This window comes from Waterburya sp., assembly GCF_058530065.1.
On record NZ_JBZNBU010000344.1, the window covers coordinates 1 to 13,215 of the forward strand.

9 protein-coding genes are annotated in these 13,215 nt (G+C 40.1%); 5 read left to right on the plus strand and 4 right to left on the minus strand.

Translation table 11 applies throughout. The features are described 5' to 3' along the window. The first annotated feature begins 634 nt into the window (after positions 1-634). From ltrA to AC33VI_RS20545, 4 genes are all read left to right on the plus strand, one after another. Entirely contained in the window at positions 635-2,215 is a 1,581-nt protein-coding gene (gene ltrA, locus AC33VI_RS20530) for a group II intron reverse transcriptase/maturase (RefSeq protein WP_491784123.1), read from the plus strand. 858 nt (positions 2,216-3,073) lie between these two features. Next, a complete protein-coding gene (locus tag AC33VI_RS20535) occupies positions 3,074-3,889 on the plus strand; it encodes a GGDEF domain-containing protein (RefSeq protein WP_491784124.1) in 816 nt (271 codons plus the stop codon). A gap of 438 nt (positions 3,890-4,327) precedes the next feature. Next, the gene (locus AC33VI_RS20540) at positions 4,328-4,783 is read left to right on the plus strand and encodes a hypothetical protein (RefSeq protein ID WP_491784125.1); all 456 of its coding nucleotides are present in this window, start codon (positions 4,328-4,330) and stop codon (positions 4,781-4,783) included. Positions 4,784-4,942: 159 nt separating this feature from the next. Next, positions 4,943-5,761: a metallophosphoesterase gene (locus AC33VI_RS20545; RefSeq protein WP_491784126.1), complete on the plus strand. Its 819-nt coding sequence runs from the start codon at positions 4,943-4,945 to the stop codon at positions 5,759-5,761. 4 nt (positions 5,762-5,765) lie between these two features. Here the strand turns inward: AC33VI_RS20545 and AC33VI_RS20550 are convergent, their stop codons facing one another. The 4 genes from AC33VI_RS20550 to AC33VI_RS20565 all read right to left on the minus strand — a co-directional run bounded on the left by AC33VI_RS20550 (position 5,766) and on the right by AC33VI_RS20565 (position 11,767). After that, a complete protein-coding gene (locus AC33VI_RS20550) occupies positions 5,766-6,473 on the minus strand; it encodes a rhomboid family intramembrane serine protease (protein ID WP_491784127.1) in 708 nt (235 codons plus the stop codon). Between the two features lie 330 nt (positions 6,474-6,803). After that, positions 6,804-9,074, minus strand: a complete 2,271-nt coding sequence (locus tag AC33VI_RS20555; RefSeq protein WP_491784128.1) for a transglycosylase domain-containing protein — start codon at positions 9,072-9,074, stop codon at positions 6,804-6,806. A 140-nt stretch (positions 9,075-9,214) separates the two neighbouring features. Next, positions 9,215-10,843 (minus strand): DUF3352 domain-containing protein, encoded by a 1,629-nt coding sequence (locus AC33VI_RS20560; protein WP_491784129.1) that lies wholly within the window; start codon positions 10,841-10,843, stop codon positions 9,215-9,217. Between the two features lie 153 nt (positions 10,844-10,996). Next, entirely contained in the window at positions 10,997-11,767 is a 771-nt protein-coding gene (locus AC33VI_RS20565) for a hypothetical protein (protein WP_491784130.1), read from the minus strand. Positions 11,768-11,953: 186 nt separating this feature from the next. Between AC33VI_RS20565 and AC33VI_RS20570 the strand changes: the two genes are divergently transcribed. After that, on the plus strand, positions 11,954-12,952 hold the full coding sequence (locus AC33VI_RS20570) for an aldo/keto reductase (protein ID WP_491784131.1): 999 nt from the start codon (positions 11,954-11,956) through the stop codon (positions 12,950-12,952). Positions 12,953-13,215: the final 263 nt, after the last annotated feature.

Consider the following 13,215-nt stretch of genomic DNA (forward strand, 5'->3'; position numbering starts at 1 on the left):
GTGGAAATAGTGCGATTCGTTGGTAGTAGGAGCTTCTAGCAACTAGAAGGGTATGACTATCGTTCAGTTGGATACAAAAATGACTAACACAAGTTAACCAAAGAATATGCGGATTACCGAACCGTAAAATGTACGGGAAGCCGACCAACTGAATAACTTTTATCAGGATGTGGGTGAAAGCCCCACCCCTCAAGTCCAGAGGTGACTCTTTATCTGACCACAGTGAGTAGACTCGGAAATCTACAGGCTGAAGCTGGTAACAGGGCGGAATCAGAAGAGGTGTACATAACTCTACACTGCCGCTAACAAGGAGTGACTATGACCAAACAGAACCTAGAAAAGTGTCCTAACCATGAGCGGGAAATGTACAAACAAAAATCCCGACTTCGTTAGCGTAAAAATACCCGCATAGACATTGTTTCATCATATGCAAAGGACATGGGTAGTTAACGGGCAAAGTGGTTCGGTCTAAGGTCACAAACAATCTCGATAAAGGAACGAATAAAAACGACTAGTGAGTCTTAGGGGTAAGAAACCTGAGTAGGCATGACGAGATGCGGAAACCTCACAGTCGGGTAGGATGACCCGTAATTGGGTCAAGGCTTGGAAAAATATATTCAATCGAGTAGAGCGAATGGCTATACACATTAAATCAAAATTTAATAGTGAGTCTTGGGAAAATCTACCCTGGAAGAAATTCCAGGTAGATTTATTCCGCCTCCAAAGAAGGATATACAAAGCCGTTAGAGAAGGAGACATGGCAAAGGCTATAAAACTCCAGAAGCTAATTATTCGCTCCAGAGGTGCAAGATATCTTGCCATTAGACAAGTAACCCAACTCAATGAAGGGAGAAAGACAGCAGGAATAGACGGCATAGTAGCACTTGATTTCAAGCAAAGATTTGAACTCGAAGAGAACTTAGCCAAAAATGCAACCAAATGGAGACATCAAGGGTTAAGGGAAATAAAAATCCCAAAAAAGAACGGGAAAACCCGTACTCTAAAAGTTCCCACAATATCAGATAGAGCATGGCAGTGCCTAATCAAACAGGCTTTAGAACCAGCCCACGAAGCAACATTCCACGAAGGAAGCTACGGCTTTAGAACTGGAAGGTCTGCACACGATGCCCAAAAGCAAGTGTTCAACAGACTAAGTAGTAATGCCAATGGACTGAAGAAAAAAGTCATAGAATTAGACATAAAAAGCTGCTTTGACAGAATAAGCCATGAAGCTATCATCAAGGAGCTTATCGCCCCAAAGGAAATAAGAATAGGTATACAGAGAGCATTAAAAGCAGGAGTAAACCCAAAATTTCCCGAACAAGGAACACCCCAAGGTGGAGTATTTAGCCCACTTTTAGCTAACATCGCCCTCAACGGGATTGAAAGGGTAACGGAAATAGGATATTCCAAAAGTAAGATTAGTAAAGGTAAAAATCCTATAACAATCAGATATGCGGATGACCTAGTAATAATCGTTAAACCCGAACACAATCTACAGGAAATTTTAGAAAATATCGAGAAATTCCTAAACGAACGAGGAATGGAGCTAAATGCGGAAAAAACAAAAATAGTCGCCTCAACAGATGGATTTGATTTCTTAGGATGGCATATGGTCGTCCAAAAAAACGGAAAATTCAGAAGTTATCCATCAAAGGAAAACTACGAATCGTTCAGAGAGAAAGTCAAAGAAATCGTCAACAACTCTAACTGTGGTTCAAAAGAGAAGGCTTGTAAGCTAGCCCCAATAGTAAGAGGGTGGAGAAACTACCATCGATACTGCTGTCTGGAAGGTGAAAAATTCAAACTCAGTGCTATGAGAGACAGAGCTTACAAAGTATTCAACAAGGAAAAGAAGAACAATAAAGAGACAGTAAGTCAACTTATTCAAACCGCTTTTCCAGCAGTACCCTACTCCGAAAACAGATTTGTTAACGTAGCAGGGGATAAATCCCCCTACGATGGAGATATAGCATACTGGAGCAAGAGAAATTCAAAGCTCTACGACGGTGCGTTAGCCAGACAAATCAGAAGGCAGAATCACAAATGCGTACATTGCGGATTAAATTTCTTTGGAGATAACGTAGAACTTCACCATATTGATGGAAATCATCAAAATTGGAATAGAAGTAATTTATCGGCGATCCATAGAACTTGTCACCATTATGTACACATGGGCAAAAGAGAACAAAGCTCTAACCAAGTCGGGAGCTAGATGCCACGAAAGTTGCACGTCTAGATCTAACTGAGAGGTGCGAGGAGTAATATCCTCCATCGACTCAACCCCCAAAGCATCGAAACGTTGGTTACAATTACCGTTACTTTCATCCATTGCCAAGATACAGCGTTTTTCAGTTTACTGAGGTACATCTAACTTCTGCCTCGACCGAAAGTAAGGCGTTTAGTTAGCCGCAACTAGTCCTTTAGGGCTGCCCCCTGCCTGCATGCGGACACACGAATGTCCTTTGCGTCTTAAAACGATCTATTCTGTACCTGACTTAGATGAAAACTGCTGTATCTTTACTATCAGCCATCAAAGCTTAAGCTCTATCTCGCAATTCTTGAGCCAAACTTCAACAACAAATTAGAGCGATTATTGGTAGCGATGGTTTGGAAAATTGTTGGTCGATTCCTCCTCAGATGGGACGAGGTACGACTCGTTCTTTCCACTTCTTGTCTAACTTTACTAACTATTAAATCTTGATTTTCCTTTTTTTCTAAAAACACGATTACGGTGACTTTCTAGATCAAAATCTAGTCGATGATCTTAATAAAGTTTCTTTTAACAATCTCAATAGCAAATTTAGTGGCTTTCAAATTACTGGGGATGCGTCAGCGTTATCCGTGTTGCGGATTGATCAAGCATATAAAGCAGATTGTTTGCTAGCAGTTGCTGACAGAATTGTGTTATTTCTTCTCCTTTTTATTATTCGATAATCGACCAGATTTTTTGTAGTATGGGGTAAAAAATAATTTAATATTCTTGTACTATATATTTTCTTTTACCATAGAGTCATAATTTATTTTTATCTATCCTCTATTGCGATTGCCTTGGAGCAATGGCTTATGATTTATGTTATCTCCCGAACTTGTAGCTAGCTATGTTGAAGTAGCTAATATTTTCATTTCTATTGTTATCGCTATTTTTGGGTTATCGATGTGGGTTCGACTCAAGTTTTCTCTGCAAAAGAAAGCGATTGGTTTTTTCTTGTTGGGAATTTTGCTATTTGCTCTAACAGAGTTTTTGCTCGTGGCTAATCTAGCTTGGAACTCTGGTGCAGTTGAGAGTTTTAAAGATTTAGCCAAGATTGTTTTTATTATAGTGTTGGGAATATCTTTGGCTTTGTTTTGGCAGTCAGAACGAAAAGAAATAACTCGTCTGCGCCGTCGCGCTTTTCGAGATCGACTGACTGGACTTTACAATTATGCTTATTTTACTCAGGCTGGAGAGCAAAAGTTTCTGGAGGCAAAAAGAAATCAATTACCCTTGAGTTTGATGATCTTAGATTTGGATGATTTTAAAGCTTATAACGACAATTACGGTCATGAAGCGGGGAACGCTGCATTACGCTATTTTGCGATGGAATTAAAGCGCATTACCAGAACCTACGATCTGGTTGCCAGATATGGCGGTGAGGAATTTGTTATTTTAGTTAATTCAAATATAAAAGAAGCTTACAATCTCGCACATCGTATATGCCAAGGAATTGCTTTTTCTTGTACGCCTCAATCTCATCCTGAGTTGTTGCGATCTATTACAGTTTCAATTGGCTTATCAGCATTAACCAAATCAATGAGTAGTTTGGAAAACTTGATTGAGGCAGCGGACATAGAACTATACCGTGCCAAACAAACGGGGAAGAATCGCGTATATTCTGTTGATCGATGAAAAAACTTACCTATCGGGAGTGCCATCTTGTATTTTGATAGGTAAGCCAAACTTGAAAATTTATACGACTAATTTAAGAAGGTTTTTAGATTTGGTAGTAATGATTCAATGGGCGCAGATGCGACGAGCGATTTTTTAAAGAAGCGCACTTTCATGTATTTTCGTGTTCTAGAAGCGAATTCTCAATCATTTTGTTGCCTTGTAGAACGGGGATTTTGTGTTTGAGTTTAAGTAAGCACTGGGACTTTGATATTCTGTGATGACTATAGATCGATGGAATCTATTTACTCTTTTCAATCTTAAGATTACCCAAATTCAGATAATTTGTTTCGCGTTATTTTTTTGATTAAATCTTTTCACAAACAAAGTATGATTTAACTATTGTCATCTGCTAAATCCAATGTATTAATAAAGTGCAGTTTCTTCTAAGACGTATCTATGAAGGACAATAAACCAGCCTCAAACAACCAAATCGTTACTACGACCAGCAATGCTTTAAAAGTCGATCCAGTAACGGAAACCACTCCCTTAAGAGAACCAAGCATCGCTCTTAATGCTTCAGCATTAGTGGGGGTCATTGAAACTGTGGTTCAAAGACTTATTCCCAATCGCCAAAGCCCTCTAGCTTATCTACGGGATCTAGAAGAAGCCTATCAAAATGGCTGGCTGCTTTCTACATCAGAATTGGCAAAGTTACTGGGATTATCCCCCAAAACGATCGCAGGCTACGGACAAGAGTTTGGGGATGCGGGGTTTATTTTTACTAGAGCGGGAACGAGAAAAGGTGGTGAAATAGCTTTGTCGATTGAAAAAGAGGATGATAGTTTGGCGGATAGTTTACCCTCATCAACTAAAGGGATCAAAGAAGCTTTTAGCGATGCTTTCGATCCCTAAACTAATTACTAATATCTTAAATTTAAAACTGTCGCTGCGATCGCTTCGTTCGGGGAATAAATTATCGTAACAGATAAGAATCAGAGCTTTTTGCTATAGTCTATTGCTGTTGTTACTTTGAATTTGTTAATACAACTTCATACCTAGTTAATCAATATTATGATAACTGAAGCAATTAAAGTAGAAAGAATTGCGATCGCCATCAAAAATTTGTCTCCTAAAATGTCTGGAACAAAAATCGTTCAGCTATCAGACTTACACTATGATGGGATACGTTTAAGTGAAGCTACCCTCAAACAGGCGATCGCGATTAGTAATGCAGAAAACCCTGATTTAGTGATGATTACGGGGGATTTTGTGACCGATAACCCCGCACCAATCGACGATTTAGCAAGACATTTAAAGAACCTCCAAAGTAAGTATGGGGTCTATGGCTGTTTGGGCAATCACGATCTTATTCCTAGTACGGCAAAAGCAAAAATCATCGAAGCTTTGACTAAAATAGAGCTAAAGATACTTTGGAATGAAGTTGTCTATCCTTTGGGAAACGAGCTAGCGATCGCGGGTTTACCAGATTTTTGGTCGAGGGAATTTAAACCAGCACCAGTATTTGCCCAAATTCCGGCTGATATTCCCTGCATTGTCTTATCCCATAATCCCGACTCTGCTAGCGCGCTTCAGCAATACCGTATCGATCTGCAACTTTCAGGGCATACTCATGGTGGACAAATTGTGCTGCCCAATTATGGTCCAGTAGCTGCCATATTACCCAAAATCAGAAAACGCATCCCCAAATCTATACGTAACTATCTACCCTATATTAAAGATTGTGCCAAAGTAGTAAAACATTGGAATTGGTCGGAAGGCTGGCATCAGGTAGGCAAAAATCAGCTTTACGTCAATCGTGGTTTGGGTACGTATCTTCCAGGACGTTTTAACTGTCCTCCCGAAGTTACAGTAATTACTTTGGAAGGTTGAATATTTAATATTGAACCTCATCTTGAGAAAACAGCCCCAACATTGGTGCTAAAATTGCTCCAAAAATAAAACCTCCTGCGTGAGCCCAATAAGCCACACCGCCTCTTTCCATGCCGACGCTAGCCTGTACTTCAAAAGAAGCAACACCATTGAAGGCTTGTTGTAAGAACCAGAAGCCCAAGAAGTAAACAGCAGGTATTCTAAATAAGGGAAAGAAAAATCCCAAGGGAACTACAGTGACAATTTTAGCTTGGGGAAACTTTAAAATATATGCTCCCATAACTCCCGCGATCGCGCCACTTGCCCCCAAAGAAGGAACGACAGACATGGCGGAAAAGAACCATTGGGATAAACCCGCTAATACGCCACAAGCTAGATAAAAAAACAAATATTTAACACTTCCTAGTTGCTCTTCAATATTGTTGCCAAAAATATACAGAAATAGCATATTAAAAGCAATATGAGTAAAACCAGCGTGAAGAAACTGAGAAGTAATTAGAGTCGCTAATTCTGGTACTCCTTGATTAATAGCAACACCATTAAAGCTGGCGGTTAATTCCTGAGGAACGATCGCAAATAAATGAAAAAATACATTTAACTGACTGGGATTTAAACTCAATTCATAAACAAAAGCTAAAATATTAGCTGCGATTAAGAGATAAGTTATGTAAGGGGTAATTTTAATCGGATTCTCGTCTTTTAAAGGTACCACTGTTTTATTTTGAGTTTGGTCTTAGTTTAATTAATATTTCACCTTAAAACGAACCCCATATTTTTGTCATCTGTCTTCAAGAATATTGTGTTCAACAATTTTGGCGATCGCGTAGCTAGTCACAGTTTAATTTTGCTTATAATGATGTCTCGCTCGGAAACTTACATCCGTTTTCAGTTGAATAGCTCTCTGGGAAAATTTACTATTCGTAGTTTTTAGTTTTTAGTTCTTAGTTCTTAGTTTTTAAAGTTTAATTATGTGGTCTACCCATGTGAAAAGCGCAGTAAGTAAAAAATAATGGATAATCGGTAGCTTAACGGGTTAACTAGTCTAACTGTTCTCCAGAACTTGTTTCATATATCTGCCCCAAAGAGTTGAAGCTTGGTAACTACTGCCTCTGGTGGGTGAATTATCGTCATTACCGAGCCAGACTCCCGTAACGTAGTCATAATCTTTGATGGGAGCGTAGCCGATAAACCAAAGATCGACATTTTTATCCGTAGTACCTGTTTTTCCTGCTTCTCCTTTATCGATATATGCTCCTTTTCCCGTACCTTCTGCGACGGCTTCTCGGAGCATTTCGGTAAGCTTGTCGGTAATCTCTGGCTGCATTACATCGCGGAAGGTTTCTTCGTCATCTTCAAAAACATATACTTCTCGACAAGTATCTTGGTTTCCCGATTCTTTGCAGTCACTACCATCTAAGACGCGATTGATGGCGTGGGGTTTATTCCAAATACCATCATTGGCAATGGTGGCATAAGCTCCAGTCATCTCTAAAACGGTAGTTTCGCTCTGTCCGATGACCAAACCAGGTGCTTCAATTAAAGGAGACTTGACCCCCAAACGTTGAGCTACATCAATAACCTTTTTTAAACCTACTTCTTGGGCTACTCTAAGGACAGTTACGTTTTCCGATTGGGCTAACCCCCGATACATATCAATGTCCCCACTACTGCGCTCGCAACCTCGATATTGTTGCCCTTTCCAGGTTAAAGAGTCGCAAGAATATTCCGTATCTGGATCGATACCTTCTTCTAAGGCTGCGGCATAGGCAAAGACTTTAAAAGTCGATCCTGGCTGTCTTTTTGCTTGGACTACTCGATTAAATTGACTGCTATTAAAATTCACTCCACCTGCCAAAGCCAGTATATTGCCGTTACGACTATCGAGGGTGACTACTGCCCCTTGAGAAAAGCCAAAGCGATCGCCATCATTACTAATGGAATATTCTAGGGCTGATTCTGCTTCTTGTTGCAATCTGGGGTCTAAACCCGTTTCGACAATAAAGTTTCCTTCCTGGGCTACATCCGAACCTAATAATGCTTCTAATTCGTTTAAGACATAGCTGTAAAAATAGGGAGCGACGGTGTTAGAGAAGGTTTGACGGGCTTTGGGGCTAACTTCAATGCGCGATCGCCTGGCTCGATCTGCTTCTGCTTCTTCTACCATGCCTAATTTCACCATGCGATCGATAATACGGTTGCGTAAGCCAACGGCAGTTTCATAGTCTTTGACGGGATTGTAGAGATTGGGTGCGGGTAAGATAGCCACGAGGCTGGCTGCTTCAGAAAGATCGAGATCGGCGGCAGATTTTTCAAAGTAAAATTGGGCGGCATCTTCAAAACCATAGCTACCAATCCCTAAATAAACTCGATTCAAATAGGTTTTAAGAATAAAGTTCTTACTGTAGAAAAATTCTAGTTTTAGGGCTACAATCATTTCCCGAATTTTCCGCCCTGCGGTATTTTCTCGCCCCACTTCGGGAAACAAACTACGAGCTAGTTGTTGGGTTAAAGTACTCGCCCCTTGACGCAATTCAGCAGAAGTAAGGTTAATTAAGACTGCTCTGGTTACGCCAATGGGATCGACTCCAAAATGCCAATAGAAACGACTGTCTTCCGAAGCAATTACGGCATTGGGTAAATAAGGGGAAAAATCGGCAAGTTTTTTTAATTCCCGATGGGTATTGTTACGGGCGGTAGGATTGATCGTAGTTTCGTTGTCCCTGGCATAAACCACTACTGGCAAAGTAGATTCTTGGGGAATTGGATAGACGGGTACTTTTAACCATTCAATACTTAAAACAAGCAACAGTAAAGCCAACATTCCCGCCATACCATAGAGGGCATAACGAATTACATAAAGCCACAATGGAGGAGGATTGTAATAGCTTACCGTCACTCCTGCCACTAACTCTGGAGGACCTATAGTAAAACTTTCCCCGTGAAAGAGGGAGAAGGTTTTATAACGACGCTTACCTCGATAAATGCCGTTAGTAGATTTCTCGTCTTGAATGATAAAAGAACGAGGTTTTTTACGGTTTCGTTTAAGAATTAAATGGGTTTGACTAACAACGGGGTTGCGGATGCTAATGTCACAACGAGAGCTACGCCCTAAAGTATAGCGATCGCCTGCTAAGGGATAAACTTGTTCTTTGCCATTAGCTTCTTTGATACGTAATTCGGGAGTTCGATCGCCTGCTTTGAAATTGCTAGGGTTAAAGTTTACCTTTGCCTGAAACTTTTGTACGGCTTGGGTAACAGCTTTGCTCATGGGAGATCGGGAATTGTTACCATGAGAAGGAGGTTTGCTAGTCATTAAGTCATCTCGCCACAAAAACGCCAATAAGTTTTAAATTTCTTAAATTTATTATTTTTCTATGTTTTTGTATATTGTAAGAAATTAGTGGGCAAATCGATTTTGCCACTAAAAAAACTATTTGTCTGTGGCAGTCAGTTTTAATTATCTTTAAACATAATAAATAGGTCTTGTTGGCTGGTAGAGGAATCGGGCATAGTTACCGTAGAGCCTACCGCTTCTATAGAATTGAGTAAAGCCATTGCTATTTCGGCTTCTGAAGCGGATTTTGCTAGGGGGAAGTTTTCCGTCGCCTGCATAATTTGAGCCACATCAATATATAGATAGCCTGCATTTTTCTTGGGCAATTGTTTGGTCATGGCTTGGAAGCTCTTATTTTTAGCCAGAGGTTTTTTGCCCGATTCGCTAAAGGATTCAAAGGTAGAATCATCCCAAGCAAACAACAAATGATTTTTATCCAACCAGCCATAATTTATTCCCCCCGATGTTCCATTGACGCGCCATTGAGTAGTGGTTTGTTGGTTGATTTTCTTTTGTTGGGGAACAACAGCCAGATTTTTTTGCAAGCTATTTTCTAATTTCCCGATGGTTTCTTTTGCTTTGTTTGGTTGACTAGTTTCGAGAATAATTCCCCCACTCAAACCCAAATTGAATTGAGGATTAGAGGATTTCGGGCTATCCGTTAGAGCGATCGCAAATTCTCCATCCATCCAGTTAAAAATATCTGTTTCTAAATCTAGATTGGCTGTCTGACGAGTACCTAATTTAGCCAGATTAAAATAGCGACTAGTATCCCGATGCTGTTTTATTTGAGCGACAAACTGTTCCCAAAAGACATTAATTCCGTTGCCATTTACTACGGCGATCGCATTATCGGGCAAACGTTTGAGGATCTTGCTTGGATTGGCTTTAAAATGAGCGGTAAGTTCGTCAGAATTAAATTGAGTCACCGACTGGAAACGCAATCCTTGCTTCTCTACCCCAAAACCCATCACTATTGAATCTACGGAGTTTAAGACAGATAATAATTCAGCCGAGGCTGCGGGGATTTGTGGATCTTGGGCGATCGCATCGGCAATTAACTTGCCATAGTTAGGAATATAAACTTTGGTTAGACTATCTCCCGTATCTATTTTCTGCTTCAAAATTTGCTGATTATCTGCCAGAGACTTATCTTCTTTATCTTTATAAGTATCGATCGCCTGTTCGATAATGTCTCTTTCTTCTGCTAATAGCAATCTGTTACCAATCAAGGCAGAAATTGTATCTTCTTTACCACCCTTAGCCTCAGTAATCTTGACTCCTTTATATTTACTTTCTACTAACTCTGTTTCTGCTTCAATTTTCTTGAGAAACTTATAGGCTTTAAGTTTATTTTTCACTCCCAAAACTACCAACATTTCAGGATCGGATATACCTCCATCTCCAGGAATAGAAGCAAACATCGCCCCATCTAACCAGGGTTGAATATCTTTTTGATAGCTAAAATCTGCCGATTCTAGGTCTATTTCCGTTTTAAACTTTTCAATTTGCCCTGCAATTAACTGTTGACTTTTACTATTACCTAACTCTGTAATTTTCGACCATTGTTCTAAGTCAGTTTCCACAAAAGCAGCAAACATAGCTTTGTCGCTAATCACTTCAGCAGCATCAGAGGGAGTCAATTCCTTGCCAATTACCTGGCGGGATAAATAACGCCCCCCAACTAACAATGCGATTGCTATGCCCATAAGAGGAAGACATCCCAAACCAGATTTCTTTCTACTCATCGATCAATATTTTTTAAATCTACAATTCTTAACCTAGCTTTGGTCATTTCTTCTCAGTGCGATCGCGATCTAGAATTGAATACGATTGAACCAAATTATTTATGCAGACTTAGTAGATAGACTGGGTGGCTTGGAGAATCCAATATTTTCTACTCACGCTGTTTTAACAAAACGAATAATTTCTCTGACATGACTTAAAAATTGACTGTCTTCGCTTAATTGAGAAACAGCAGCTATAGCTTCTTGGGAAAGTCGTTCGTGTTCTACAATATTTTTGGCTCTATCTTCTTCTAATAATGCTTTTTGCAATGCTATTTGATGGCGATTTTCTTGGACTGCTTGTTGTTGTCTGGCAATTAAAGAATCAGAATTTTTTAGATCTAATAAATCTTCTAATACCTTAATTCTTGCTTGAAGAGATTTTACTTTCCGATCGAGCTCGATCGCATCTTCGCGAGGAATTTTAACTTCTTGTTTAATAGTTAATAATCTTTGGTTTAAATACTGATAACCGCGAATGGCTGGACGCAAAATAGTCAAAAGCAAAGTTAATCCAGAACTGACATAACCCACATTACTGATACCATTAGCAGCCAATAAATATAAAGCAAGAGCAGAAACTAAATGTAGAGTAATGGCAACAATAATCGACCAACGAGCTATTTTGCCAACATACTTAAGTTGTTTGAGATCGACTTTAATCTCTTTTTCTTGAGAACGATTAGCCTCATTTAGAGTTTCACAAGCATCAAAATAAACATTCCAGGGAATAGTAACAATTGCCAATAACCACCAAAAAGAAGCAATGCCAATTATCCAATCAACTAAGCTTCCCGCAGATATATCTAACCATTGGATGATTCCTGCCAAAACTGTTGCCAATATTCCCAAACCAACAGTCAAACTAATATATTTACTAAACACAATTGAACACAAAATATAACTTAAGTTTTATTATCGGGAAATTAAAAACCAATTCACAATTATCTATGACAATTCATTGGGCTACACAACATAAAAGAGGATCGATATATATATAAGCTTAAAATTCACTCATGATATTTACCGATCGCCTTACAATAACAAAAAAACTAATTTAACAAGATCGATATGGAACGTCGTGCGTTACTGAAATGGTTGGCAGGTTTTACCGCAGGAACGATTTTATCCACCCAAGCCAAAGCCCAAGGTCAAGCAAAAGGCGAAGCCACCAATTCAGATCGTCTGGGAAAACTGTTACCCCAAAGAAGTTTGGGACGCACGGGAGAAGCCGTAACTATGTTGGGCTTGGGGGGATGGCATTTAGGCAGATTTGGCGAGAGAGAGGCACAAGCAGCGATTGAAATGGCACTAGAGGGAGGAATCCGTTTTTTTGATACCGCCCAAATGTATCAATCAGGAGGTAGCGAAGCCCTAATGGGTAAATTACTCGTTCCCCAATATCGCGATGATGTCTATCTAATGACTAAAACCTCTGCCACTAATGCTAGAGATGCTCGTCGCGCCCTAGAAGATTCTTTGAGAAGATTGAATACCGATTATCTTGACTTGTGGCAAGTTCACACGGTAGAAAATCCTGGAGATGTTAGCAACCGCATTGCCAACGGAGTTTTTGAAGTAATGGCAGAAGCCAAAGCATCAGGAAAAGTAAGACATATCGGCTTTACTGGACACAGACAACCGTCAGCACACCTTAAAGTTTTGGCAGAGTCGGATATATTTGATACTTGTCAAATGCCCGTCAATCTGGCAGATCCCAGTTATTCTAGTTTTATCAAACAAGTAATGCCCGAATTAGTGCAGCGCAACCTTGGCATTATCGGCATGAAATCTTTAGCCAATGGTGGCTTTTTTGGCGGTTCGACCCACGGAAGACACGGTAGCAACCCCAAAATAGTACCCGACCGCGTTACAGTTGCCGATGCAATCAATTTTGCTTGGTCGATGCCCGTTAGCGTTTTAGTGGTCGGTTTTGACGATTTGCCCCAACTACAAGAAAAGATCGATCTGGCTAATAGTTTTATTGCCATGAGCGAATCCGATCGAGAACAGGCGATCGCCAAAGTTGCCGATTTAGCAGGCAGAACAGTTGAGTTTTATAAGGGATAATGTTTTTAATTGATAATTGACAAAGGACAATGGACAATTGATGAGATCGATTCGCACCACCGCAATTTTCTTCACCTAGAAACGAATCGCACATTTTGGGTCCCTACAGCTAGGGGAAAATGGATTATAGGATAGCGCGGGAGGCTCAAAACTCCGTCCATTTATGGCGGAGATGTAGAGCGACTCGGACGGGCGGTATAAACGCCTGGGAAACCACAGGCGACACGCCCTCCACTTTCAAGTGCCTTAAATATTCTAGAGCA